Annotated in this window: 23 protein-coding genes; 4 read left to right on the forward strand and 19 right to left on the reverse strand. The window is 71.3% G+C overall.

Features of this window, described 5'->3' with window-relative positions:
- Positions 1-10: 10 nt before the first annotated feature.
- Positions 11-1,018, forward strand: coding sequence for a substrate-binding domain-containing protein (locus tag ACGFI9_RS30615; protein WP_393183456.1), 1,008 nt, complete (start codon positions 11-13; stop codon positions 1,016-1,018).
- Positions 1,019-1,320: 302 nt separating this feature from the next.
- A complete protein-coding gene (locus ACGFI9_RS30620) occupies positions 1,321-2,727 on the forward strand; it encodes a mannitol dehydrogenase family protein (protein WP_393183457.1) in 1,407 nt (468 codons plus the stop codon).
- Positions 2,728-2,990: 263 nt separating this feature from the next.
- Here ACGFI9_RS30620 and ACGFI9_RS30625 read toward each other — a convergent pair whose 3' ends face one another.
- The 13 genes from ACGFI9_RS30625 to ACGFI9_RS30685 form a co-directional block, all read right to left on the reverse strand.
- On the reverse strand, positions 2,991-4,538 hold the full coding sequence (locus ACGFI9_RS30625; protein WP_393183459.1) for an alkaline phosphatase D family protein: 1,548 nt from the start codon (positions 4,536-4,538) through the stop codon (positions 2,991-2,993).
- A gap of 271 nt (positions 4,539-4,809) precedes the next feature.
- Complete coding sequence (locus ACGFI9_RS30630; protein WP_393183460.1) at positions 4,810-5,256, reverse strand: SRPBCC family protein; 447 nt, start codon at positions 5,254-5,256, stop codon at positions 4,810-4,812.
- Between the two features lie 75 nt (positions 5,257-5,331).
- Positions 5,332-6,351, reverse strand: a complete 1,020-nt coding sequence (locus tag ACGFI9_RS30635; RefSeq protein ID WP_393183462.1) for an AraC family transcriptional regulator ligand-binding domain-containing protein — start codon at positions 6,349-6,351, stop codon at positions 5,332-5,334.
- A gap of 61 nt (positions 6,352-6,412) precedes the next feature.
- Positions 6,413-7,618, reverse strand: a complete 1,206-nt coding sequence (locus tag ACGFI9_RS30640) for an acyltransferase family protein (RefSeq protein WP_393183464.1) — start codon at positions 7,616-7,618, stop codon at positions 6,413-6,415.
- A 241-nt stretch (positions 7,619-7,859) separates the two neighbouring features.
- Entirely contained in the window at positions 7,860-9,479 is a 1,620-nt protein-coding gene (locus tag ACGFI9_RS30645) for a peptide-N4-asparagine amidase (protein WP_393183466.1), read from the reverse strand.
- A gap of 147 nt (positions 9,480-9,626) precedes the next feature.
- A complete protein-coding gene (locus ACGFI9_RS30650) occupies positions 9,627-9,983 on the reverse strand; it encodes a VOC family protein (RefSeq protein ID WP_393183468.1) in 357 nt (118 codons plus the stop codon).
- Between the two features lie 36 nt (positions 9,984-10,019).
- Complete coding sequence (locus tag ACGFI9_RS30655; protein ID WP_393183470.1) at positions 10,020-10,682, reverse strand: TOPRIM nucleotidyl transferase/hydrolase domain-containing protein; 663 nt, start codon at positions 10,680-10,682, stop codon at positions 10,020-10,022.
- 154 nt (positions 10,683-10,836) lie between these two features.
- A complete protein-coding gene (locus ACGFI9_RS30660; protein ID WP_393183471.1) occupies positions 10,837-12,156 on the reverse strand; it encodes an MFS transporter in 1,320 nt (439 codons plus the stop codon).
- 61 nt (positions 12,157-12,217) lie between these two features.
- Positions 12,218-12,664, reverse strand: a complete 447-nt coding sequence (locus ACGFI9_RS30665) for a hypothetical protein (protein WP_393183472.1) — start codon at positions 12,662-12,664, stop codon at positions 12,218-12,220.
- 164 nt (positions 12,665-12,828) lie between these two features.
- Positions 12,829-14,013, reverse strand: a complete 1,185-nt coding sequence (locus tag ACGFI9_RS30670; protein WP_393183474.1) for an ABC transporter permease — start codon at positions 14,011-14,013, stop codon at positions 12,829-12,831.
- Positions 14,010-14,696, reverse strand: a complete 687-nt coding sequence (locus ACGFI9_RS30675) for an ABC transporter ATP-binding protein (RefSeq protein WP_393183476.1) — start codon at positions 14,694-14,696, stop codon at positions 14,010-14,012. The genes ACGFI9_RS30670 and ACGFI9_RS30675 overlap by 4 nt, the downstream gene beginning before the upstream one ends.
- Positions 14,693-15,769: an efflux RND transporter periplasmic adaptor subunit gene (locus ACGFI9_RS30680; protein ID WP_393183478.1), complete on the reverse strand. Its 1,077-nt coding sequence runs from the start codon at positions 15,767-15,769 to the stop codon at positions 14,693-14,695. Before ACGFI9_RS30680 ends, ACGFI9_RS30675 begins: the two co-directional genes overlap by 4 nt.
- A gap of 23 nt (positions 15,770-15,792) precedes the next feature.
- Entirely contained in the window at positions 15,793-16,362 is a 570-nt protein-coding gene (locus ACGFI9_RS30685; protein ID WP_393183480.1) for a hypothetical protein, read from the reverse strand.
- Positions 16,363-16,490: 128 nt separating this feature from the next.
- On the opposite strand from ACGFI9_RS30685, the gene ACGFI9_RS30690 reads away from it, so the two are divergent.
- Together ACGFI9_RS30690 and ACGFI9_RS30695 are read left to right on the forward strand one after the other, a co-directional pair.
- A complete protein-coding gene (locus tag ACGFI9_RS30690; RefSeq protein WP_393183481.1) occupies positions 16,491-17,834 on the forward strand; it encodes a sensor histidine kinase in 1,344 nt (447 codons plus the stop codon).
- Positions 17,831-18,496: a response regulator gene (locus ACGFI9_RS30695; RefSeq protein ID WP_393183483.1), complete on the forward strand. Its 666-nt coding sequence runs from the start codon at positions 17,831-17,833 to the stop codon at positions 18,494-18,496. Before ACGFI9_RS30690 ends, ACGFI9_RS30695 begins: the two co-directional genes overlap by 4 nt.
- 42 nt (positions 18,497-18,538) lie before the next feature.
- Here ACGFI9_RS30695 and ACGFI9_RS30700 read toward each other — a convergent pair whose 3' ends face one another.
- Genes ACGFI9_RS30700 through ACGFI9_RS30725 form a run of 6 tightly spaced genes read right to left on the reverse strand, consistent with a single transcriptional unit; the run spans position 18,539 to position 24,874 of the window.
- Positions 18,539-20,179 carry a DUF4127 family protein gene (locus ACGFI9_RS30700; RefSeq protein WP_393183485.1) on the reverse strand — a complete coding sequence of 547 codons (1,641 nt, stop codon included), beginning with the start codon at positions 20,177-20,179 and terminating at the stop codon, positions 18,539-18,541.
- Positions 20,176-20,889 (reverse strand): N-acetylmannosamine-6-phosphate 2-epimerase, encoded by a 714-nt coding sequence (locus ACGFI9_RS30705; protein ID WP_393183487.1) that lies wholly within the window; start codon positions 20,887-20,889, stop codon positions 20,176-20,178. Before ACGFI9_RS30705 ends, ACGFI9_RS30700 begins: the two co-directional genes overlap by 4 nt.
- Positions 20,886-21,794: an ROK family protein gene (locus ACGFI9_RS30710; protein ID WP_393183489.1), complete on the reverse strand. Its 909-nt coding sequence runs from the start codon at positions 21,792-21,794 to the stop codon at positions 20,886-20,888. Before ACGFI9_RS30710 ends, ACGFI9_RS30705 begins: the two co-directional genes overlap by 4 nt.
- 8 nt (positions 21,795-21,802) lie before the next feature.
- Entirely contained in the window at positions 21,803-22,645 is an 843-nt protein-coding gene (locus ACGFI9_RS30715; RefSeq protein ID WP_393183490.1) for a carbohydrate ABC transporter permease, read from the reverse strand.
- The gene (locus ACGFI9_RS30720; RefSeq protein WP_393183491.1) at positions 22,635-23,582 is read right to left on the reverse strand and encodes a carbohydrate ABC transporter permease; all 948 of its coding nucleotides are present in this window, start codon (positions 23,580-23,582) and stop codon (positions 22,635-22,637) included. Before ACGFI9_RS30720 ends, ACGFI9_RS30715 begins: the two co-directional genes overlap by 11 nt.
- 11 nt (positions 23,583-23,593) lie before the next feature.
- Positions 23,594-24,874, reverse strand: a complete 1,281-nt coding sequence (locus tag ACGFI9_RS30725; protein ID WP_393183493.1) for an ABC transporter substrate-binding protein — start codon at positions 24,872-24,874, stop codon at positions 23,594-23,596.
- Positions 24,875-24,887: the final 13 nt, after the last annotated feature.

A 24,887-nucleotide genomic window follows, 5' to 3' on the forward strand; every position in this document is an offset into this window, starting at 1 on the left:
GAGGAAACCCATGCGCCACGCAAGTAGAGCCCTCGCCATCCTGGCGTTGACCGCGCTCGTCACCACCTCGGCCTGCAGCATCGAGAAGGACGGTGCCGGCAGCGGCGGCACCGAAGCCTCGGCCGCGTGCGGCAGCGGCAAGGACTTCCTGATCGGCATGTCCCAGGCCAACAACGCCGAGCCGTACCGCCAGGTCATGAACGACGACGTGACCAACGCCGCCAAGGCCGTGCCCGGCTTCAAGGTGGTCGTCTCGGACGCCGCTCAGGACAACAGCAAGCAGGTCGCCGACGTGGAGAACTTCCTCTCCCAGGGCATCAACCTGCTGATGATCTCCCCGAACGAGGCGAAGCCGCTCACCGCGGTGGTCAAGAAGGCGTACGACAAGGGCGTCCCGGTGATCGTGCTGGACCGCAAGGTCGAGGGGGACGCCTACACCGCCTTCATCGGCGGCGACAACGTGGCGATCGGCAAGGCGGCGGGGGAGTACTACGCGAAGACGCTGCTGCCGCAGGGCGGCAAGGTTGTCGAGATCTCCGGTCTGCCCGGCTCCACCCCGGCCGCCGAGCGCGCCCAGGGTTTCCGGGAGGGCATCGCGAGCAACCCGAAGATCCAGATCGTCGCCAGCCAGACCGCCGAGTGGCTGCGGGAGAAGGGGCAGAGCGTCATGGACGCGATGCTCAAGGCCCACCCGGACATCGACGCCGTGTACGCGCACAACGACCCGATGGCGGAAGGTGCCTACCTGGCGGCGAAGGCCGCCGGCAAGGAAACCACGATCAAGTTCACCGGGATCGACGCCCTGCCCGTCCCGTCCGGCGGCATCAAGGCCGTCGAGCAGGGCCGCCTGCAGGCCACGTTCCAGTACCCGACCGGTGGGCGCGAGGCGATCGATCTGGCCAAGAAAATCCTGATCGACTGCGCGAAGGACGTGCCGAAGACGACGATCCTCGGCACCATGGAGATCACCAAGGACAACGCCGCCCAGGCGTACACCACGCTCGGCGGAAAGCAGTAGCAGCCGGACGCGGGTCCGCCGCCGCAGCCCGGCGGCGGACCCGCACCGCCTTCCTCTCGGGTCCGGTCCCCGCACCGGCACCGGCAAGAGCGGCCGCAGAGGTGGACACGAAGCCTAGGCGGTGTACCTGATACGCAAGGAGCGTGATGTCTCCCTCGCCCGTACCCGACATCGAGAACCAGGCCGGCGTTCTGCGGAGTTCGGCATCCGACGGCGCGCCCGCCACCACTGCGGTTCCGCTGTGCAGCGCGAACCTGCGGCATCTCGGTCCGGGCCTTCGACCGGACTACGACCGTTCCCGGGTGACCGCGAGCATCGTGCACTTCGGTGTCGGTGGCTTCCACCGAGCGCACCAGGCGATGTATCTCGACCGGTTGATGAACATGGGCGAGGCGCTCGACTGGGGTCTGTGCGGCGTCGGCGTGCTGCCGCGCGACCGCAGGATCATCGACACGCTCAAGGCCCAGGACGGGCTGTACACCCTCGTCCTCAAGCACCCGGACGGCCGCCGCGAGCCGCGGGTCATCGGCTCCGTCGTGGAGATGATGTTCGCCCCCGAGGACCCCGGGGCCGTCGTCGACCGGCTCGCCGACGAGCGGACGCGAATCGTGTCGCTGACCATCACCGAGGGTGGCTACCTCGTCAACCAGGTGACCGGCGAGTTCGACGCCGCGGACCCGTCCGTCCAGCACGACCTCGCCGCAGGTGCCCCTCCCGCCACGGTCTTCGGCTTCATCACCGCGGCCCTGGACCGCCGCCGCCGTGCGGGTCGCGCGCCGTTCACCGTGATGAGCTGCGACAACCTGCCCCACAACGGCGACGTGGCGCGGCGGATGTTCTGCGCGTTCGCCCGTCTCAAGGACCCGGCGCTGGCCGACTGGATGGAGGCGCATGTGCCCTTCCCCAACGCCATGGTCGACCGCATCACGCCGGCCACCCGGTCGGAGGACGCCGAGTTGCTGGCCGCCGAGTTCGGTGTCCAGGACGGATGGCCGGTGGTGTGCGAACCGTTCGCGCAGTGGGTGCTCGAGGACCGGTTCGGCCAGGGCCGGCCACCCCTCGAGGACGTCGGCGTGCAGATGGTCGACGACGTGGTGCCCTACGAGCTGATGAAACTGCGCCTGCTCAACGCCAGCCACCAGGCCCTGTGCTACCTCGGCTACCTCGCCGGCTACCGCTACGCCCACGAGGTCTGCCAGGATCCGCTGTTCACGCGGTTCCTGTTGGCCTACATGGAGCGCGAGGCCAGCCCCACCCTGCCGGACGTTCCCGGCGTCGACCTCGACGCCTACCGCCACCAACTCATCGAGCGGTTCGCCAACCCGGAAATCCGCGACACGCTGGCCCGCCTGTGCGCGGAGTCCTCCGACCGCATCCCCAAATGGCTGCTGCCCGTCATCCGGGACAACCTCCGCTTCGGGGGAGAGGTGGAGCTCTCGGCGCTGGTCGTGGCCGCCTGGGCCCGCTACGCCGAGGGCGTTGACGAGCAGGGCCAGCCCATCGACGTCGTGGACCGGCTCAAGGACCGCGTCATGGCCGCCGCGGCCCGGCAACACGACGATCTGCTGGCGTTCATCCGCGACCGTGACCTGTTCGGCGATCTCGCCGAAGACCATCAGTTCGCCGCGGCGTACGCCACCGCGCTTGAACGGTTGCACGATCTCGGCGCACGGGCGACGGTGGCGGCATCGAGTGGCGGGACCCGTTGAGGGCAGGCGTGACAGGGAGGACGTGCCAAACTGGAATCTGCCGCTCCCGTTGACCGTGGCCACGACGACCACCCGCTGCGTACGCCGGAGGAGAGCATGTGCCGCACGGCGGCCGCGCTGTCCGAGAACGCCAGGCCGCCGCTTCCGGCGATGTTGATCCTCGAGAAGCTGGAACAGCCACGGGCAGCGGCGGCCAGGCGGGCGAAAAGCCCTGCCTGGCCGCCGCTGCTGACGCCCGGACGTTGGCCGGGCCATCGAACTGGTCAGGCGGCGTCCACCTGGACGCCCGGCCGGCCGTTTTCCACCACGAAGCTGGCCCGGGTGGACGCCGGAGCGCCTGGCTCGGTGACGTACGGCACGACGCGATCGTCGGTGCGCCACAGCTCCTGGTCGAGCTGGCAGCGAACGTACCCGCGTCGGGCGTTGTAGAACCGCATGTGCGGGTTGCTGGCCAGCCACTCGGTGCCCCGGGTATCCATGTCGGAGCCGTTGCCGCCGGAGGTGATGGAGGTGCCGAGGAACTCGACGCCGACGGTGCGGGACGACTGGTCGTCGAAGTTCTGCTTCAGGTCGGCGACCATGCTGCAGTGCGCGTCGCCGGTGACCACCACCATGTTTTCCACGCCGCGCTCGACCACACCGTCAAACAGACGCTGCCGGGCTGCCGCGTAGCCGTTCCAGTTGTCGTCCGACAGCCGCTTGCCGGGACCAGGATCGCGGTCGGCTTCGGCGATCACGGTCTGGTTGCCCAGCACGTTCCATCGGGCCGTCGAGGCGGCCAGACCGTCGAGCAGCCACTGCTCCTGGGCGCTGCCGAGCATGGTCCGGGACGGGTTGTCCATCCCGGCGGGCACCTGGTCGGACCGGTACTGCCGGCCGTCGAGAATGTTGAACTCGGCGAGGTTGGCGTAGCGGAGCCGGCGGTACAGCCGCATGTCCGGCCCGTGCGGGATGCTCATCCTGCGCAGCGGCATGTGTTCGTAGTACGCCTGATAAGCGACCGCGCGGCGCTGCCGGAAGCTCTCCTGCGACTGCTTCGGGTCCTCGGAGGTCCCGTCGGCGTAGTTGTTCTCCACCTCGTGGTCGTCCCAGGTGACCGCCCACGGGAACCGGGCGTGCGCGAGCTGCAGGTCCGGGTCGGTCTTGTACTGGGCGTGCCGGATCCGGTAGTCGCTGAGCGAGAAGATCTCGGTGGCGGGCAGGTGCGGGCGGCCGATGGCGCTGGCCCCCGGGCCCTCGTAGATGTAGTCGCCGAGGTGCAGGACCAGGTCCAGGTCCTCCTCGGCCAGGTGCCGGTAGGCGGTGAAGTGCCCGGCCGGCAGGTTCTGGCAGGACACGAAGGCGAAGGCGAGCCGCCGGCGGTCCGCGTCGTACGCGGGGGCCGTGCGGGTTCGACCGACCGGGCTGAGCTGCGTGCCCACCCGGAACCGGTAGTAGTACTCGCGGTCGGGGCGCAGCCCGGTGACCTCCGCGTGCACCGAGTGACCGAGCTCCGGTGTGGCGTGCTCCTCGCCCGCGCGGACCACCTGCCGGAAGTGCTCGTCCTCGGCAACCTGCCAGAGCACCGGCACGACTCGCGGCGGCATCCCGCCTGACCCGTCAACGGCCAGCGGGTCCGGCGCCAGGCGGGTCCACAGGACGACCCCGTCGGGGTACGGGTCGCCGGAGGCGACGCCCAGTGTGAACGGGTTGTCGGCGAAACTGGGGTCTGCCCAGGCCGGTGCCGCGGAGAAGCCGGCGATGGCGGCGGCGACACCCGCTCCGGCCGCGCCGGTCAGCCCGAGGAATGTGCGCCGGTGAAGTGAGGGCATGCGACAGTCCCTTCAGGGTGATGAAAGATCACCACCGATTCTTGGGATCGAGATGGCCGGCGGGTGGCCGTCCGAAGACCGCAGGTGGACGCGGCCGCAGACATCCGAGGGTGAGGCTGGGCGACGGGGGATGGCCGTCCGGCCGCCTGTCCCCGCGCGGCCTGCTCACACCGATCAGCGGGGGCGGCGAGGATCGCGTCGACTTCGCCGGGCCACAGCGTCGACCACCGACGTCGCGCCCTTCACCGTTGGAAAGGACGCTAGAGACCACTCAACCGCGAGCAGTTGTTAACCCTTCCACCCGCTTCTTGAGGGCCTCGTTCAGTGCGACGAAGCCCGCCTGCGTGTTGTTCAGCAGTCTGCCGGTGAAAGGCACCAGGATCCCGGTGAACCGCTCGGCCTGCACGAGCCGGGTGTGGCCGTCCGAGGTGGCGGTCAGGGTGAAGGTGTGCTCCCCGTCGAACACTCCGGGCATCAGCAGCCGACCGATCCAGCGCAGCTCGTGCGGTGGTGTCATGGCCAGAACCCGTGGCTTGAGCGAGAACGGGCTGGAGCCCGGGGGATGGGCGCGGAAAGTCGGCCGCTCGCCCACGGCCAGCCGGCCGGTTGCCTCCCGCAGGAAGGGGTTCCATTCCGGATAGGCGGCGACGTCAGTCAGCACCGCCCACACGGCGGCGGGGGCCGCCTCGATTTCGATCTCGGTGGTGATGGTCCTCATGCCGGAAATCTTCGCGGCATGATCGTCACGGCGGGAGGACAGTTCGCGCCGGTGCGGGGGGCCGAAGGCGCAAGACTACGACGCGGCTCGCCGGTACTCTGTGGGGCTGCTGCCATGCCGGCGGTGGAACGCTCGCCGGAAGGCGCGTACGTCCGAGTACCCCAGTCGGGCGGCGATCGAAGCGATCGGCATCGCGCTGTCGCCCAGCAGTTCCGCCGCGAGTGCTGCCCGGGCCGCGTCCACCTCGGTACGCCAGGTCGTGCCGGCCGAGCGCAGTCGCTGCTGCAGCGTACGGGCGCTGACGTGCATGTGCTTCGCCGCCGCGGTCAGACTCACCTCGCCGTCGGCCAGTGCGCGGGGGAGCCACCGCCGCACCGACTCCAGCGCCGCCGTCTGCTCGTCGACGGCGGGGAATGTCTGGATCCGCCCGGTGGCGTGCCGGCGCAGCACTGCGGCAAGCACCGGATCGGCGCTGAGGATGCGGGTGGCGAGATCCGCCTTACGGAAGGTCACCGTGTTGGTCGGCTCGCCGAACCGGATTTCTTCCACGCCCAATGCATCGGCCAGCGGACGGTGCCACCGGGGCGCGGGCTGCATGAAGCCGACACTGTACGGCGTGACGCGGGTCCCGGTGGCGCGCTGGGCCATCGCGATCTGGTAGGCGACGCCGAAGCTCGCCGACTGCAGGCTGGTCATGGCGGCGTGGTCCGGCGGCACATGCGTGGTCAGGGTGACGAGGCTGCCGTTGTCGATCAGCGTCGCCCCGCCCACGCGGGACAGCGAGGCCAGGTGACGCAGCGTGACCTCGATCGCCTCGCCGAGCGTATCGGAAGTCAGGTAGAGCGAGTCCTGGAGGCCGAGCATGCCGACCTCGTGGCCGAAACCGACGTGTGCCCCGACCAGCGGATCGTCCAGGAGGCGCTCGGAGCGGCCCCAGAGTGCGTACACGCGCTCGGCACTGACCCATCCGGGCACCTTGAGCTGGCTCAGGTCGAGACCGACCTCTCGCGCCAGCCGCATGGGATCGGCGCCGAGGCGCGCCAGCGAGTGCAGCAGCATCCGCGGAGCCTCGGCCGAGACCCGGACATCCGACATGATCCGAGGGTACTGAACGGCCGGCGACCCGCGGGTCCCGCCCGTCGTCGTCACGGTGACGTTATCGGCGGCCGCCGACAGGGGTGGGCTCGTACTGGCCGGCACCGATCGTCGCCGGGGTGACGGCCGGTTGGGGCGTCCGCCGCTCCACCCCGGGCTGCCGCGGGATGACCACTCGGTGCGCCGGCTGCCGCCGCGCCGCGAGCCGGTGCCGGGTCCACCGCAGCACGGGTCGCTCCAGGCACCAGTACGACAGCTCGACGGCCACGAGGGTCAGCGCGAGACCGAGGACCGTCCCGAGCCAACCGGTCCGTGACTCACCGAACACCATCCGCATGCTCTGCCCGGCCAGCAGATTCCACAGGTACAGCCCGTAGGAGATCTTGCCGATGTGCACGAGGGGCCGGGCCGAGAGCAGTCGCGCGGGTCCACGGTCGGGACGCCCGACGAGGCCGAGGATGAGCACCACGGTCGCCACCGACAGCAGGGGCAGCCCGAGCAGGTTCATCACCCTGGTCCCCTGACCGAGGGCCGGCACGAAGTAGGAGACCACCAGCAAGCCGAACGCGGCCCAGGCCAGCGGCACCGGAACCGTCAGCCGCCGCCCGTGCGTGGCCAGCGCCGCCAGGCACCCGACGGCCAGCGCGTCCATCCGCGCGGGCGTCGAGTAGTAGACGAAGTCGTGCCAGGTGGCGGAGTCGTTCAGCAGCGCGCGCAGCGTGACGGCGACGGCGATCATCCCGCCGCAGCACCACATGGCGATGGTCCGCCCCCGCGGCTCGGCGAGTGCCCGCCGCAGCACCGCGGGCCAGAACAGGTAGAAGTGCTCCTCGACCGACAGCGACCAGGTCCAACTCAGCCCGCCGACGTCGAAGATCACCGGGTGCACCAGGCTCGTGAGGTAGCAGAGTCCCACCGCGATCTGGAGGGCGATGGTCCAGGACGGCCGCTGCGTACCCCAGACGAGGGTGTGGACCACGAGCAGCAACAGCAGCGCCGGCAGCAACCGGGCGGCCCGGCGGGCGTAGAACGCGGACATGTCCACCCTGCCGCTCCGGACGTGCTCGTCCATCAACAGCCTGGTGATCAGGTACCCCGAGAGCACGAAGAACACGGCGACGCCCAGGTGGCCACCAGGGGTGACGCGCGGCACGGCACCCCAGAGGCTGAGGTGCAGCAGCAGCACGCCGATGATCGCCAAGGCGCGGACGCCGTCCAGGGCGGGCTGGTAGCCGAGGTCACGAGCGGGTGCGCCGGGCGAGAGCAACTGGCCGGTCTCCTTTCGCTGTGCGTCAGGCCGTCCCCACACGGCCGCGTCCGCCGCTTCTCCTTACCCCGTTCTCCCATCTGGATGCCTTCCGCAATCGGCCCCTCGACAGCGGGCACCACGCGTCCGTGTGGACGCGCTGACGAGGTCCGCGAGGCCGGACGGTCAACGACGCCCGGGCCGGTAAAAACGGATAGCGGGCGGGGGCGACCATCGCCCCCGCCCGCTCTCGGCGTGACCGTCAGCAGAGCAGGTCGTCGGCCGTGATGAACCCGTTGCGCTGGGCGAGCCGGTGGTCGTAGCAGGCACCGTCCGGGCCGGTCAGCCGGTACCGCTGCTCGGACTCGCCGACCGCGTGCCGCTCCTCGCGCGGTACGCCCAGTGTCCAGGACGCCGAACCGGTGAACGTGTTCGCCAGCCGGCTCCACGGCGCCTGCGCGGTGCCGGCGGTTGTCTGATCGGCGTAGTCGCCGAGCGTCATGCGGGTGGTCAGCCGGTCACCGTCGATCGTGATCCCACCGTCGACGGTGAACCGCTTCGCGCTGCGGTTGACCCGCGGCGACGACCCCTGCCCGGACACCGTCACCGTCGAGGTGTCGGTCCAGACCGCGTGCTGGGCGTCCGGGCTCTCGCCCGGTCCCCAGTAGTGCTCGTTCTGGTTGGTCAGGGCCTGCTCGACGGTGGTCACCACCCGGCCGTGCGAGGTGTCGAGCCAGCCGACCGTACGGAACCGGTGCGCCGCGTCGACGTCAACGTGGTGCGTGTCGCCCTCGACGTAGCTGGTCACGTCGTTGCGCAGCGCGTCAAGCTGGTGGCTCAGCAGGCCGCCGGTGGTCTGCGTGCTGCCGTGGTCCCGCCACACCAGGAAGTTCGTCGGCGTGTCCCAGCCCGACTGGCCGGCCGGCACCCCGATCGTCCGCACCCGCACCCGGTGCGGCGCACCGTCGGTGAGCAGCCCCACGAACGGGGTCAGGTCGTACCGGATGGCTTGGATCTGGAAGGCGCGCGGCGCGGGGAGCACGTACCAGAGGAACGGGTTGGACCAGCCGCCGGTGTAGATGTACGGGTACGGTGCGGCGATGCCGGCGACCTGGTCGTCGATCAGCACCTGCACCTCCCGGTACGGCCCGTCGGCCGCGGTGGCGCAGGAGTAGCCGGTGTCGGGCGGCGTGGTGCCGTACCAGAACTCCTCGCAGCCGCCGCCGGAGCCGGTGGCGTACACCTCCGCGACCAGTCGCTCGGTGTTGCGGGCCACCGTGACGGTGCCGTGCAGTTCGCCGCCGGCCTGGGCGGCGTCGGCGAGCGGCAGTACGTCGTCGGAGGTCTCCGCCGCCGGGTAGTCCTTCGTGGCCTGGTAGAACGTCAACTCGACGGTGGTGTCCAGGATCCCCGTGTACGTCTCGTTGACGACGTTGCCGATCAGCATCCAGACCGGCTGCTGACGGGTGAGGAGCGGGGCGTACCGGGTGACGTCACTCTCGACGCTCCAGTGGATGCCGTCGACGGACGGCTCGGCGGTGGAGGTCTTGAAGATGGTCACGTCTCCGACCCGCAGCGAGCCGAGGCGGTCGTACTGCCGGCCGGCGATGGAGGTCTCCATCCGCAGCACGACCTTGTTCCACGGCCCGACGCAGCCGGCCGGCGGGGTGTACGTGCCGGTGTACGGGCTGAAGTCCCGGAACTCGTGGTCGACGATGGTGACGGTGCAGGACGGGGTGGGCGGCTTCGGGACGGGCTGATCCGCCGTACGGGGGTCAGCCCAGTCCGAGCCGAATTCCGGTGGCACGGCGGCGTGTGCCGCGGTGCCGGTGAAGAGGGCGAAGCCGAGTACGGCGGCCCCGACGGCGACGAGACGTCTCATCGTTCTCCTGATGCGCTCTGCTGGTCGATGCCGTGGCGCCCCGCCATGCTGCGCGGCACCGGTACCGGACGTTACGGGAATGATCATGATGGGGAAAGAGCTCTTCGCCGTCGGGCGTGCTCATCGGTCGCGGCCCTTGCTCGATCATTAGCCGTAGTACTCGACCAGGCAGAACTCGTGGTCCTCGGGGTCGGCCATGACGACGACCACGCCCTCCTCGTAGTCGTGCCGCTCACCGGTGAACCGGCCACCGAGATCGACGACCGCCGTCATGGCCTCGTCGATGTCGTCGACGGAGATGTCGAGGTGAATCCGCACCTTGCCGGTTTGGGGCTCGGGCACCGGCTGGAACACCAGCCGCGGCTGCGGGTCACCTCGCTCGCCGAGGTAGACCCAGCCCTCCTGGGACGGTCCGGGCTCGCGACCGAGCAGGGCGCTCCAGAATCGGGCCACCCGCTCGGGGTCAAGGCAGTCGATCGTGACTCCGGACCAGACGTTTGCCATGCGCTGATCCTGGCAGAGGGCTTGACCTTCGGTGGGTCACACGGTGGTGAGCAGCGCATCGAGCGGCCGCGGCAAGGCGCCCCGGCCAACTGCCGCCTCGACGAGCAGGCGTGCGTAGCGCTGGTTACGGCGCGAACTGCTGCGCAGGAACCGCCACATCTGCGCTTCGGGCTCCCGGCCGCGCCACGCAGGCTGGCTCTGGAACGAACGGAACGACCGGAGGTCGTCCTGCGAGTCGAAGAGCTCTTCGACCCGTGCGGTGCCCAGGGCACGGATCAGCTCGTCCTCCAGATCCTTGACGCAGACGTAGAACCCGAGGCGCTCCATGTCCCTACGGGTGCGGGGTGAGCCGACACGGGTCACCTCCAGTGCGCGCCGGAATACCTCCTCCTCACGCAGGTCACACAGACCGGCAAGTCGCACCCGGGTGCCCTCCGCGCCCAGCCTCGTCAGGAAGCGGCCGATCGCGTGCGCCCCGCCGATCGGCACGATCACGACCCGCTCCGCCTCGAGATCCCGGCCGCGGCCCACCGCGGCCGTTTCCAGCGCGATCTGGTCGCTGATGCCCTCGACGAGCACCACGGCCACCGCGGACTCGACCTTCGACAGGGCATGCGCCGTCGCCCGGATCGAGGCGGCATTGCCACCCAAGTGGCCATCGAGCGCCCCGTCGGTGAACATCTCAGCTGTCGTGGCCATGGCGCCATCATCGGTGATACGCCTACGAGGCGACCAGGGATTTAACCAGGGCCGATCTGGTCGACGAGCTCCGCGCCCGACGCGGCTGAGGTACCCCGGCCGGGACGCGGATCCCCACCGGGTGGCACGGGACCGGCATGTTCGGCCGGTGAGGTCAGGCCGTCCCGGCGGGTGTCCGAGGCCGCTGTCCGCTCGGTGGCCTGCGGCGAAGGTCGAACGTGTCCGGGTGCCGGGTGAACGCCCAGGCGCTGAGGGCGAAGGCCACCAGGCACAGCGCCGCCGGCACGAGGAAGCCGATCTGGTGTCCCAGCGTGGCAACGGACACCGTGGCCACGAGACTTCCGTTGACGGTCGCCACGTTCTCGTGGCTGAGGTATATCGACGTCGCCATGCCGGCACGACCCGCCATCAACCGCTGGGCGAGGTCGATGCCGGCGATGACCGTGGCGGCGCCGAAAACCGCGTAGACGACCTGCAGCAGCATCAGCAGCCCCGGTGTGCCGACCACGACCAGGCCGCCGTAGTAGACCACGCTGGCGGCGGCGCCCACCAGGAACACCGTGCCGCGTCCCCAGCGCACGGCCGCAAACGCCATCGCCGGCATGAGGACCAGTTCACACAGTGGCGGCAGCGCGAGCGCGAATCCGGTCAGTTGCACCCGTCCGTGCAGGGACACGGTCATCAGGATCGGTAGCTGGGACAGCAGCATGACGCGTCCGCTGGAGAACAGCACCATGACGACCACGAGGATCAGCAGTGGCCGTTGACCACCGACTGTCCTGTCCCGGACGTGGTGCCCGCCGTCGGTGTTCTCTTCCATGGGCTGTGGCGCCGCGGTGGTAACGGCGCCGCGCCCGCGCAGCAGGTACCCCGACAGCGCTAGACAGCCGAGGCAGACGACGGCCACGACCCGGAACAGCGGACGTGCCCCGGAATAGGCCAGGCCGAGGCCGCCGATGCCGAATCCGGTGAACGAACCGATGGACAACACGATGCGCATCATGGCGATCACCGCGGTGGAGGTGGCGCTGCCTTCTCGGCGTTCGACGAGGTCACGCGCGTAGGCCATCAACTGCGCGTTGGGCACGCCGACCGCGCAGAAGAAGACGACCCCGACGGCGAGCATCGCCGGGTACGAGCGCACGCTCGCCAGGATCGCGTAGCCGATGCCCAGCCACGCCAGGCTCGCTGGAATGATCACTCGCCGGACGCCACCACGGTCCGAGACGTGCCCCGTTGCGAGCATCACCGCCATGCTCGCCAGCGCGACGACGACGAAATTGACCGTCACCATGGTGTCCGAGGCGCCCAGCTCGTCCCGGGCGAACAATGACAGAGCGCCGAGCGCCGCGAACGACGCCGTCGAGCTGACCAGCATCAGCACCATCAACGGCCGGTACGGCGCGGTGGCACGCCAGGCGATCCCGAACCGGTCAACACCGCGGGCGGCACGCCGGACGTCGGTCTCCGCCACCACGACACCTCCCGTCCGACGTTCGCTCCAGCCGCGAGGGGCCGATGCAGTACAGGCGCGGCTAACGCCGATTCCACCAGCGCCGGCGGCCCGGCGCTTCCGTCGTGGTGGGCGCCAGGAGGGAGCGGACGGTTGGTTTGCCGATGATCAGGCTGATTTCCTGGGTGGCGCTGTTGACAAGGATGCCTTCACACTCGGGGTCGGCCGCGGCCATCTGCAGGAGAACCTCGCCGGACAGGCCGGCGTTGAATCGGGGACCGAAGTTGCGTAGGGCTGCCTCGGGGTCCGCGTAGGCCAGTATGCGTCGACGACCGTCGCCGTGAGTGGTCCCGCCCGCCCCAAAGTTGCCGTCGGTCCTGAGCTGGCCCTGCGGATCCTGCGAGGCTGTCCCGGTGGCCACGATGCCGATGACAGAAGCCCGGAACAGGGTGAGGAAACGCTCGTAGCTCTCCGGGGTCCTGGTCTCCGCATGCTCCGCCATGACATCGGACAGCGGTGTGTCACTCATACCCGGACGCTAGCGCGTACCCGCCGATGGTGCTCGGACGGCGGTCGGGAGGGCCGGTCGGGGACTGATGAGGAGCGGTGCTCTGCGGATCCGGACCGTCGCGTTGCCTTTCGGGCACTGGCGGCCCGGATCCGTGCTGCCCCGGCCGGCCAGGGCGCTCGCACTCATGCCGTGCGCAGCGCCGTGGCCGGGGAGAGACGGGCGGCTCGCAGAGCCGGGTAGACGCCCGCCAGCCCGCCGATGAGGATGGCCGAGGCCAGCCCCGCGCCGATCGCGGCAACCGGCACGAGCGTCTGCCAGCCGCGGACAACGGCCATCACGTACGTGACCGCGGTGCCCAGCAACACCCCCGCCCCGCCACCGCCCGCGCCCAGCAGCAGCGACTCGACCAGGAACTGGGCCGCGACGTGCCGCCGGGTGGCGCCGAGCGCCCGGCGTAGCCCGATCTCGCCGCGCCGTTCCAGGACCGAGATCACCAGTACGTTGGCGATGCCGATGCCGCCCACCAGCAGAGCCACCGCGCCGAGACCGAGCAGCAGAACGGTCGCTCCGCCGGTGACCGCGAGCCGGGCGGTGAGCGCCTCCGACGGCCGGCTCACGGCGACCTCCTCGGGGTGGGCCGGGTTGGCCGCCCGCCCCAGCAGGCCGGCCACCTCGTCGGTGCGCTCGGTCCGTGCCCGCACGAAGATCCGGGTCGGTCTGCCGTCGTACCCGAACTGGGTGGCCGCCACCGGTGCGCCGATCAGCGCCGACGCGTCCAGCTCGGGCGCCAGTTCGACCGGCGTCATGATGCCCACCACGGTGTACCAGCGGTGGCCGAGGTAGACCTGCGGGTGGCCGGTGACGTCGCGGATGCCCAGCGTCGTGGCGGCGTAGTGGCCGAGCACCACCGCCGGATAACGGGCCAGCGCCGCGTCCAGGAAGCGGCCGTCCACCAGGGTGCCGTCCAGCGTGGCGAGCAGCGCCGGGTCGGCGACCCGCACCGACAGCCCGCCGGTCCGCCCGGGCGGCATCCGGTCGTTGCGGTAGACCCGTACGTCGAGGGTCGCGGTCGCCGCCGAGGTGAGCACGCCATCGGTACGCGCCACCGCCGTGCCCGCGGTGACCGGCAGCTCGGCCTCGTCCCCGCGGATGGTCTTGCCGTTGGCCACGGTGAGCAGGTTGGTGCCGACCCGGTCGATGCGGGCGAGCACGTCGGCCTGGCTGGACCGGGTGACGCCGAGCACGGCCACCATGGCCGCGATCCCGATCGCCACCCCGAGGATGGACAGGGCCGCCCGGCCGGGCCGCGACCGAAGGCCTGTGGTGCTCACCGGCAGCAGGTCGGCGACGCGCAGGCGGGACCTCACGACGCACCCCCGCTGTCCGCGACCACCAGGCCGTCCCGCAACCGGATGCGGCGCCGCATCGCTGCGGCGATCCGCTCGTCGTGCGTGATCACCACGATGGTGACTCCGTCGTCGTTGAGCTCGCGCAGCAGTTCGACGATCTCGGTGCCGGTGACCGAGTCGAGGTTGCCGGTGGGCTCGTCGGCGAGCACCACGGCAGGGCGGCCGACCAGCGCGCGGGCGATCGCCACCCGTTGCCGTTCGCCGCCGGACAGATGTGCGGCGGGGAAGTCGGCGCGGTGGGCGAGGCCGACCCGCTCGCATGCGGCGTGGGCCGCCCGCCGGCGTTCGGCGGCCGGCACCCCGCGGTAGAGCAGGCCGGTCGCCACGTTCTCTGCCGCGCTCAACCGTTCCAGCAGGAAGAACTGCTGGAAGACGACCCCGAGGAGGTGCGCACGCACGCCGGAGAGCTGCGCGTCGCGCAGCTTCTCGACCGGGTGGCCGGCGATGCGTACCGAGCCGCTGGACGGGCGGTCCAGGCCGGCGGCGAGGTTGAGCAGCGTGGTCTTGCCGGAGCCCGACGGGCCCGCGACGGCGACCAGCTCGCCGCTGTGCACGGTGAGGGTGACGCCGCGCAGCGATTCGACCGGCGGCCTGCCGGGGTAGACCTTGCGCGTGTCGATCAGCTCCAGGACGGCGGTCATTGCGCCGGCACCTCCACGGTCTGGCCGGCGGTGAGGCCGCGGACGATCTCCACCTGGCCGGTGCTCTCGTCGAAGCTGCCCGGTTCCACCCGGACCGCGCCCCCGCCGGCCAGGCGGACCTGGTAGCCGCCGCCGGGCCGGGCGAGCAGTGCGGCGATCGGGACGAGCAGGACGTCGCGGCGGGTGCCGGTGGTGATGGTGACGGTCACCGGTGCCTGGTCCAGGCCGGAGCCGCGGGGCAGGCGGACCGCGATGGTGAGCGGGACGGTCGCCGTGTCCGGGTTCCCCGGCTGCTGCGGGCCGTTGCCCGCGTCACCCGACGGCGCCGTCGCCACGTCGCCGACGGCGGTGACCCGACCGGGGATCGGGTCGGCGTCCGGCAGGCCGACCTCGACCTGGTCGCCGGTGTGTACGCTGCTGCGCTGCCCGGTGTCCAGTTGTGCCGTCACCGCCCGGCTCGTCGATGTTCCGGTGAGCACCGTCGTCCCGGGCCCGACGGTCCCGCCGACCCGGATCTGCGGCTGGGTCACGCGCAGCGGGGTGGGCAGGAAGACGATCTCACCCTCGCTGAGCCGCCCCGTGCGCTGGTACGCCGGCCGTCCCCAGGACGCCTCCCAGCGACGGATCGCCGCGGCGGTGGCGGCGGAGAAATGCCGGTCGACGGTGATCCGGTGGTGCGGGTCGAAGCCCATGGCGACCAGGTTGCGTTCGAGTTGGAGCACGTCGGGGCCGTTGCTCATCCCGGACCCGAAGTCGCGGTAGGCAGGGACGCTCCCCAGCAGGAGACGGACCGGCGCGTTGGCGACGCGGTAGAGGATGCCGCCGCGGCCGATCGTGTCGCCCGAGTCGGGCCCCGCAGTCAGTACGCCCGGCGCGCCGTGATGGTCGATCGTGTAGGCGCCGGCGTAGCCGAGGACGCCGCTGACCTGGACGCGTTCGGTGAGCGTGCCCCGGGTAACCTTGGCCGTTCCGACGGCAACCGCGGCGGCGGGTGTGTCGGGGGCGTTCCCCTTCGGGCGGGCGGCGTAGGCCACTCCGGCGGCGAGCGGCGCGGCCACCACAACCGCAAGCACCGTGCCGGTCCCGCGCCGGCGGTTCACTTCTTGCCTCCGCCGGGGCCGTTCTGGATGCGGACATCGCCGCTCCAGATCTGCCGGCACGCCTCGGTAGCAGCCCTCATCTGCGGCGGCTCGGCGTTCGCCAGCGGGGTTCCGGCGAAGTCGAATTCGCCGGCGGCGTTCGGGTCGGGGAACTCAGGGACGCCATGCTCACGGATGCACTTGGCGTACTCGCCGAGCTTGCGTAGGTCGTCGGCCGAGAACTGTTGCTTGGGGCGGAACGCCGTTGGGGGGTAACGCTCCTCGATCGACTGGCACGCCTCGATGGCCCCCGGATGGTTTCGCAGGTCCGCCTTCCAGTTGTATCCGCCCTGTGGCGGAAATTGGAGGTATCCGTCCGGGCTGAGGTCCGCGTCCGGCATCCGGGTCAGGCCGTGGTCGCGGATGCACTGGACCCACTCCTGGCCGAGGGCGAGGAGCTGCTGCCGGCTCACCGAGGGGGAGGCCGACGGGCTCGACGCCCCGGAGGCAGCACCGCCGGTGTCGCATCCGGCGGCCCCGACCGCGAGCAGTACGGTGAGGAACACTGTGGACATTGTTCTGGTCATGGCTCAACGGTGGCCGTCGCAGCGACTCAACTCGTCGGACCGGAGTCGGTCATTCGCGCGCCGCCGGTACCGCGGACGTAGCACCTGAGTCGGACGCTGCCGGGGCCTCCGCTCCCTACCATGGGAGAGTGCCCCGGTTCGTGCCGCGCCACTTCCTGACCGACGCCGCCCTGGCGCTGGTGCTGGTCGTGCTGACCGTCGGTCCCGGGTTGGTGACGGAGTTCCTCGCCAGGACGAACCCGGACGCCGCGGCGGAGTACCTGAAGAAGAATGATCTCCCGGCGGGCCAACTGTGGTGGATGTTCGCCGCACTGATCATTGTCGGCCTGCTGATCAGACAACACCACCCGCCACTGGCCCTGGTTTTTGCCGGCGCCGGGGCGTTCGGCCACCTGTTCATCGACGCCAAGTTCCGGCTGCTCGATCTGGCGCTTCCGCTGGTGCTGTACACCGTGGCCGCGATGGCCCGGAACCGGCGGCTCTCGCTCGCCGTGCTGGCGCTCGCCATGCTCCTGACCTACGCGACGATGCTGAGCGGCCGGATCTATGCCGAACGGCAGGAGTTCGCCAACAAGCAGGTCGTGCAGGAGCAGGTCGAGAGGGCTTCGGGGAAGGTGGTCAAGCCGGCGCTGGCACCGGCACCGGCTTCGGTGATCTCGGTCGACAGACTGGCCGATGTGGGCCAGGGAGTCATGGAGCTGTGGCTGCTGCTGGTCGCGGCGTACGCGGTCGGTGACGCGATGCGCAGCCGGCGCGCGCACCTCGCCGCGGTCGAGCAGCGGACCGCCGACCTGGCCCGGGAGGAGCGGCAACGGGCGGCGCTGGCGGTCGCGGCTGAGCGCGCCCGGATCACCCGGGAGCTGCACGACGTGGTGGCCCACGGGATTTCTGTGATGGTGGTGCAGGCACAGGGCGCGTCCGCCGCGCTGGACCGGCATCCGGACCTCGCCGCCACCGCGCTGCAGCACGTGATCACCACCGGACGGGCCTCGCTGGCCGAGATGCGCCGGCTGCTCGCCGCCGGGCGCACCGACCCGGCCGAGGACGCGCGACTCACCCCGCTGCCGGGCCTCGGCGCGCTGCCCGCGCTGATCGATCAGCTGCGGTCCACCGGAATGCGGATCGAGCTGCACGTCGGCGGGGCGCCCGCCGCGGTGCCCGCAGCGGTCGACCTGTCCGCGTACCGGATCGTGCAGGAGGCCCTGACGAACACGCTGAAGCACGCGGGCCCCGGCGCCGGCGCGGTGCTGCGGCTGGCATTCGAACCCGGACGGCTCCGGCTGGAGGTGACCGACGACGGCACCGGCGTGGCGGACGGGGCGGACGGACGCGGCAACGGGTTGCGCGGCATCGCCGAGCGCGTCGCCATGCTGGGGGGCAACCTGGAGACCGGCCGGGGCGACGGCGGCGGGTTCCGGCTGTGCGCGACGTTGCCGCTGCAAGCGCGCGAGCTTCCGTCGGTACCGCGATGAGCATTCGGGTCGTGCTGGTCGACGATCAGACGCTGGTGCGCACCGGGTTCCGGCTGGTGCTGGAGGAGACCGGCGACATAGAGGTGGTCGGGGAGGCCGCCGATGGGTCGCAGGCCTTGGCCGTGGTGGCCCGCAGCCGGCCCGACGTGGTCCTGATGGACGTGCGGATGCCGGGCCTGAACGGCATCGAGGCCACCCGCCGCATCCGCCTCGGCCCCCACGCGGCCCGCGTGCTCATCCTGACCACCTTCGACCTGGACGAGTACGTGCTGGCCGGGCTTCGCGCCGGAGCCAGTGGCTTCCTGCTCAAGGACGCGCTCGCCGCCGACCTGATCTCCGCCGTACGGGTGGTGGCCGCCGGTGAGGCGGTGGCCGCCCCCAGCGTCACCCGCCGCCTCTTCGCGCACTTCCTCGGCAAGACCCCGCCCCGGCCGGAGGCGAACGCCCGGCTGGCGGCGCTGACCGAGCGCGAGCGCGAGGTGCTGACCCTGGTCGCGCGAGGGCTGTCGAACGCGGAAATCGCGGTGGCGCTCTTCGTCTCCGAGAGCACGGTCAAGACCCACCTCGGCCGGATCCTGGCGAAGCTGGGGCTGCGGGACCGGGTGCAGGCGGTCATCCTCGGCTACGAATGCGGCCTGGTGGAAGTCGGCAACGACCGATAGGTAAGCGTCACCACCTGTTAGGTCGACGGCTGAGCCAGCTTGTCAGGACAGCTGCAGCCGCGGCTCCAGGATCACCTCGAAGAGCCGGTCCCACGGCAACTCCACACGCACCGACTCGACGCGCGCCAGCGTCGCGGTGAACGTCTGCTCGCCCCGCGCGCCCAGGACGACGCGGTGCCCGGCGAAATGGTCGGCGAAGTACCGCTCGGTCAACGGCACCAGCCGGTCGCGTACCCAGCCGTCGAAGTAGCTCTTCTGCGCGGCGGTGAGCGCGAGCGGGTCCCAGCCCTGCGCCCGGGCGTGCGCGTACGCCTCGACCTGCACGATGTTCTTCCACGGGTCGTCCTTGACGAACCGGTAGAGCAGGTACTCGGCGTGCGCTAGGCCGGGTCCGCGCAGGTCCGGCACGCCGAAACCGCGTCCGGCGGAGCGAAGGTACGCCCAGCGGGCGGTGCCGTGCCCGAGCGCCAGACCGAGCGCGTTGCCGCCGGTGTTCCACGCCGAGTACGACAGCAGCACCGCGAGGTCCAGCCGGTTCTCCATCCGCGCGACCAGTTCGTGGTCCGCCTTGTTCACGATCAGCGGGTCCACCACGATCACCGGCGTGCCGGCGGCCAGCAGGTCGCCGATCCGCCCGACGAAGGCGTCCAGGTCAGCCGCCCGCTGTCCGGACGCCGCCGAGGGGGTGTTCACGGCGAGCACGATGTCGGCGTCGCCGTCCACCACCCGTCCGCCCACCGTGGCCACGTGCCGACGGATGTTCTCCGCGAACGGGATGCCCTCCAGCTGGGCGGTCCAGCCCTCGCCCGAGACGCCGGCGTACTCCACCCGGTACGTGGGCGCGGTGCCGGCCGCGATCACCCGCGCGACCAGCAGCGCGTCGACCTCGTCGGCGCCGGGGAAGATCTCCACCCGGTCGCCGACGCCGAGCCGGGCCACCAGCGCCTCCAGCTCCACCCGCTCCGCCCGGGCCAGGCCGACCGGCGCGGTGTCGTCCTCGGAGAGCACCAGGTGGCTGATCGTGCCGTCGGCGACCCACTCGACCATCAGCCGGTTGACCTGGTGGTTGCGCGCGCGTGCGGCCAGGTAGTCCTCGACGACCTGGTCCGGGATCCGCGCCCGGACGGCGTCGAGCTGGGCCCGCAGCTCCTCCTGTCCCAGGTTGACCACCTGGTCGTAGAGCTTCGCCCACTGGACCAGCAGGTCGCGATACTTGTCCAGGTCGGTGCCGGTGCTGGTGACGGCCAGCCGCTGGATGGTGTCGTGCACCTCGATCACCACCCCGGGCCGGGCCGCGCGCAGGTCCCGGATCGCGGCCAGGTTCGCCAGCGCGGCGGCCAGGGTCGGGGCGGCGGTGCGGGAGGCGATCAGACCGCCGTAGGCCAGCATGCTGACCGAGATCACGTACCCGTCGACGCCGTCGGTGGCGCCGAGCCAGCGGGCGATGGCGGCCCCGTCGCCGGGCGTGAAGAAGCGGCCCAGCAGGTCCCGGGGCGGCAGCTGCACCCGGGCGCCGGCGCTCGCCGCGGTCATCTGCGGGCAGTAGGTGTTGACCGGCCGGTCGTCCAACGGCACCAGCGCCACGGTCAGCTGCCGGGCGCCGGGCCCGGCGAAGGCGGGCCGGCCGACGGCCGTGGCCGCCAAGCCGGCCACGCCGGCGGCCAGCAGGGTACGTCGTCTCATCTGCACTTCCTCTCTTCCGGGGCGCTCGCCGCGCGGGGGGTGGCCGGCACGAGCCGGCGGGTGATCCACAGCGGTGAGGTGACGGCGTTGCCCATCACCACCGCGTGCGCACCGGCCGCGAAGGCGCGGCCGATCTGTTCCGTGGTGCGGTACCGCCCTTCGGCGAGCACCGGCACGGGCAGCAGTGCGGCGAGTCGCGCCACGAGCCCGAGGTCGGGCCCGTCAGTCGGTGGGCTGGCCGGGGTGTAACCGGACAGCGTGGTGGCGACCGCGTCCGCGCCGGCCTCGACGGCGGCGACGCCCTCGGCCGCGGTGGAGACGTCGGCCAGGACCAGCGCGTCGGTCCGTTCCCGGATCGCCCGCACCGTGTCGGCGAAGGTGCGCCCGTCCGGCCGGGGACGGTCGGTGGCGTCGACCGCGACGATGTGCGACCCGGCCCGCGCCACCTCCAGCGCGTGGGCCGCGGTCGGGGTGATGAACACGTCCTGCGTGCCGTGCTTGTACAGCCCGATCACCGGCACGTCGACCGCGGCGCGTACCGCCGCGACGTCGTCGGGTCCGTTGACGCGGACCGCGACCGCGCCGCCGCGGACCACGGCGGCCGCCACCCGGGCCTGGACGTACGGGTCGCGCATCGGGTCGTCCGGCTCGTCGGGCAGCGGCTGGCAGGACACCACCAGCCCGCCGGCCAGGTCGTCGAGCACACTCACCCGCTGATCCCTCCATCGATGTCGGGTCCATCCATGGCGAGCCGCGCCGCGCCGACGACGACGGCGTCGGCGCCCAGCGTGGCGGCCAGCAGCGGCACGTCGGCCCAGCCCGCGGGCAGCTCCGCCCAGTAGGCGGCCGACGCGGCGGGCAGCAGGGCGCCGGCCGCCCCGCCGGCCACCAGGACGACCTCCGGGTCGAGCAGGGCCACCAGTCCCGCCAGGGTCGCGCCGAGGATGGTGCCGGCCCGGTCCACGACCTGCCGGGCGACCCGGTCCCCGGCCGCCGCCCGGTCCGCCACGGCCCGCCCGGTGATCCGGGCACCGGTCGCGATGGCGTACGCCGCGGCCAGCCCGGTGCCCGAGGCGATGGCCTCCAGGTGCCCGTACCGGCCGCACCCGCAGCGCAGCCGTTCGGCACCCGGGGCCGGCAGGTGCCCGACCTCGCCGGCGGCGCCGCGCGCACCGGCCTCGACGCGGCCGTTCCGGACGACCGTCCCGCCCAGCCCGGTGCCGACGGCGACCAGCAGCACATGCGCACGGTCCCGGCCGGCGCCGGCCCAGCACTCGCCCAGCGCCGCGGCGTTCACGTCGTTGGTGACCCGCACCGGTCGATCCAGCCGTACGGCCAGCGCGTCGGCGACCGGGGTGCCGGTCCAGCCGGGCAGGCTGTCGGTGGCGTACCGGATGCTGCCGGTCGCCGGGTCGACCGTGCCGGCGGTGCCCACCCCCACCGGCCCGGTGCCGGCCCCGCCGAGCAGGTCGGCGGCCAGCCGGGCGGCGGTGTCCAGCACCGCGTCGGGACCGGACCGGGCGGGGGTGGGCGCCTCCCGGCGCTCCAGCACCTGTCCGCCCGGGCCGACCAGCGCGGCGGCCGTCTTGGTGCCGCCGATATCGACACCGATCACCGGTGCCGTCATCCCTTGAGGCCCGTGTGCGCGAGGCCCTCGACGAACTGCTTCTGCGCGATGACGAAGACCAGCAGGACCGGCAGTGCGGTCATCGAGGCCGCGGCCAGCTGCACGTCCCACATCGGGCCGCCGTACGCGTCGACGAACTGGGTGAGCGCCTGCGGCAGGGTGAACTTCTCCGGCGAGGAGAGGAACACGACCGGTTCCAGGTAGAGGTTCCAGCTGTGCAGGAAGGTGAAGATGGCCACCGCGCCCAGTGCGGGCCGCGACAGCGGCAGCGCGATCCGCCAGAAGGTGGCGAAGCGACCCAGCCCGTCGACCCGAGCCGCCTCCTCCAGCTCACCGGGGAGGCTGATGAAGAACTGCCGCATGATGAACGTCGCCAGCACGCTCGGCGCGCCGAAGATCGGCACCAGGATCAGCGGCCAGTGGGTGTTGATCAGCCCGAGCTTGAAGAACATCTGGAACAGCGGCACGATCGTCACCTCGCTGGGGATGAGCAGGCCCGCGAGGACGACCAGGAACAACAGGTTCTGGCCCCGGAACCGGATCCGCGCGAACGCGTACCCGGCCAGCGCCGACACGGCCAGCGTGCCGACCGTGACCACCAGCGCGATGTAGAGGCTGTTCAGGTACTGCTGCCCGAACGGCTGCAACTCGAACACCCGCCGGTACGCGTCGAGCCGCGGGTTGGTCGGCAGCAGCTGCGGCGGGAAGGAGAAGATGTCCGCCACCGGCTTCAGCGACGAGGTGACCATCCACCAGGTCGGGAAGACGAACGGGATGGCCAGGACCAGCAGCGCCCCGTAGAGCACCAGCTTGGCCCGTCGCGACAGGTCACGACTCATGGAAGACCCACCTCTTGCGCATCTGCCACTGCAGCACGGTCAGCGCGAGCACGATGCCGAACAGCAGGATCGACAGCGTCGCGCCGTAGCCGAAGTGATGGAACTGGAAGGCCTGCTGGTAGAGGTAGTAGACGAGCACCGTGGTCGAGGTGCCGGGTCCGCCCTGGGTGAGCACCGCGATCTGCGCGAAGACCTGCAGCGACCCGACCACCGTGATGATCGACGTGAGCAGGATCGTCGGGCTGATCAGCGGTACGGTGATCCGCCAGAACTGGCGCATCCGGCTCGCCCCGTCCACCTCCGCGGCCTCGTACAGCTCCGCCGGCACGCCCTGCAGCGCGGCCAGGAACAGCACCATGTTCAGGCCGACGTTCTTGAACACCTGCACGACGATGACCGACACCATCGCGGTGCCCTCGCCGCGCAGCCAGTTCGGCCCGTCCACGCCGACCGTGTCGAGCAGGCCGTTGATCCCGCCGTTGTCCTGCAGCAGGAAGCCCCAGACGATGGTCCAGGCCACCAGCGAGACCACCACGGGGGAGAAGAACAGGGTACGAAACAGGATCGTGCCCCGCAGCTTCTGGTTGAGCAGGACGGCCAGCAGCAACGCCAGGCCGAGGTTGAGCACCACCAGGCCGACGGAGAACAGCCCGGTGGCCCGCAGCACCGCGCCCAGGTTGGGATCATCGGCGAGCGCCGCGTAGTTGTCGGTCCCGACGAAGTCGAACGTCCCGGCGAGCACGTTCCACTCGTGCAGGCTGTACCAGACCACGAGGACCAGCGGCAGGATCACGAAGACGGCGCTGCCGAGCAGCTGCGGGGCGATGAACAGGTAACCGGTGAGCTGGTCCCGGCGGCGGCTGGTCCAGAACGGCCGGGCCGGGCCCGGGGCGGGCCCGGCGGCTGCCGGGCCCACCCTGGTGTCCGTCTGGGTCATGATCGTTGGCCTTACTTCGCCAGCAGCGGCTGGATCTTGGCGCAGAGGCTGTCGAGTACGGCCTTGACGTCCGCGTTCGGCTGCCACAGCGGGTCCAGGCCGGCGCGGACCTGCTGGCTCAGCTCGGCCTGCCCGGCGTGGCTGGGCTTGACCACGCCGCTGGTGATGCCGTCGATGACCACCTTCTGCAGCTGCTCCGGCTTCAGCTTGGGGTTCGTCTTGGCCAGGGTCTCGGCGTTCAGCTGGGACTGGCGGGGCGGCGGGAAGAACTGCGCGAGCTTCGCCGAGTTGGTGGGGTTGGTGAGGAAGGCCAGGAAGTCGGCCGCCTGCTGGGCGTGCGGGCTCTTCTTCATCACCCCGATGCCGGCCTGGCCGACCACCGCGTACGGTCCCTTCGGGCCCGCCGGCAGGGGGACCAGGTCCCAGGCGAAGCCGTCGTCCTTCAGCAACGAGGCGCGGGAGATCTGGGTGATCGTCATGGCGGCGTCACCGGCGAAGAAGTCGGCGGTCGTACCCGGGCCGGGCAGCGCCTTCTGGGTGAAGGTGGCCTTGTGCAGGGTGGTCATCGCGTCGACCATCTCGGGGCTGTTGAAGCCGCAGGTCCTGCCGTCCTCGCTCCATGCCCGGGCGCCCCACCCGGTCCAGAAGGTGGACAGGTTGTCCCAGCCCTTGTAGTCGAAGTCCCGGATGACCAGGCCGGCCTTGCCGGACTTCGCCGCCGTCGCCGCGGCGGTGGCCAGGGCGTTGTCCCAGGTCCACTGCCCGGCCGCGATCAGTTCGGCGGGGGTCTTCTGCCCGGCCTTCTTGACCATGTCGGTGTTGACGAAGACCCCGAACGGCGAGGTGGAGAAGGGGTACGCGTACAGCTTCCCGTCGGTCTGCCAGAGCTTGAGGGTGGCGGGGGAGAGGTCGTCGTACTGGTATCCCTCGGTCTTCTTGAGCGTCTCGTCGAGGGGCAGCAGCGCGCCCGAGGCGACGAAGTCGGGGGCGGAGTTCTCGAACACCCACGCGAGGTCGGGCGCGTTCCCGCCGGCGATCTGGGTGGTCAGGGTGGTGGTGTAGTTCTCGAACGGCAGCGGATCGAACTTGATCTCCGCGACGTCCGGGTGGCTCTTGCGGTACTCGTCGGCGATCTCGTTGAACAGCTTCAGGTGCGCCTCGTTGGCCGACCAGACGGTCATCCGCAGACTGGCCGGGCCCTTGTCCTCCGCCTCGCCGCCACCGCAGGCGGACAGGGCGAGGACGCCGGCCAGTGCCGCGGCGGCAACAGCCAAACCCTTTCGTGGTTTCACTATCTTCTCCTCA

It is taken from the genome of Micromonospora sp. NPDC048930 (assembly GCF_043197935.1).
Lineage (GTDB): Bacteria > Actinomycetota > Actinomycetes > Mycobacteriales > Micromonosporaceae > Micromonospora.

Bases quoted from the DNA above. Each gene is read 5' to 3' on its own strand.
- ACGFI9_RS30615 (WP_393183456.1), top strand. From the start codon at position 11: ATGCGCCACGCAAGTAGAGCCCTCGCCATCCTGGCGTTGACCGCGCTC.
- ACGFI9_RS30625 (WP_393183459.1), bottom strand. From the start codon at position 4,538: ATGCCCTCACTTCACCGGCGCACATTCCTCGGGCTGACCGGCGCGGCC.
- ACGFI9_RS30630 (WP_393183460.1), bottom strand. From the start codon at position 5,256: ATGAGGACCATCACCACCGAGATCGAAATCGAGGCGGCCCCCGCCGCC.
- ACGFI9_RS30635 (WP_393183462.1), bottom strand. From the start codon at position 6,351: ATGTCGGATGTCCGGGTCTCGGCCGAGGCTCCGCGGATGCTGCTGCAC.
- ACGFI9_RS30645 (WP_393183466.1), bottom strand. From the start codon at position 9,479: ATGAGACGTCTCGTCGCCGTCGGGGCCGCCGTACTCGGCTTCGCCCTC.
- ACGFI9_RS30650 (WP_393183468.1), bottom strand. From the start codon at position 9,983: ATGGCAAACGTCTGGTCCGGAGTCACGATCGACTGCCTTGACCCCGAG.
- ACGFI9_RS30655 (WP_393183470.1), bottom strand. From the start codon at position 10,682: ATGGCCACGACAGCTGAGATGTTCACCGACGGGGCGCTCGATGGCCAC.
- ACGFI9_RS30665 (WP_393183472.1), bottom strand. From the start codon at position 12,664: ATGAGTGACACACCGCTGTCCGATGTCATGGCGGAGCATGCGGAGACC.
- ACGFI9_RS30675 (WP_393183476.1), bottom strand. From the start codon at position 14,696: ATGACCGCCGTCCTGGAGCTGATCGACACGCGCAAGGTCTACCCCGGC.
- ACGFI9_RS30685 (WP_393183480.1), bottom strand. From the start codon at position 16,362: ATGACCAGAACAATGTCCACAGTGTTCCTCACCGTACTGCTCGCGGTC.
- ACGFI9_RS30695 (WP_393183483.1), top strand. From the start codon at position 17,831: ATGAGCATTCGGGTCGTGCTGGTCGACGATCAGACGCTGGTGCGCACC.
- ACGFI9_RS30700 (WP_393183485.1), bottom strand. From the start codon at position 20,179: ATGAGACGACGTACCCTGCTGGCCGCCGGCGTGGCCGGCTTGGCGGCC.
- ACGFI9_RS30715 (WP_393183490.1), bottom strand. From the start codon at position 22,645: ATGAGTCGTGACCTGTCGCGACGGGCCAAGCTGGTGCTCTACGGGGCG.
- ACGFI9_RS30720 (WP_393183491.1), bottom strand. From the start codon at position 23,582: ATGACCCAGACGGACACCAGGGTGGGCCCGGCAGCCGCCGGGCCCGCC.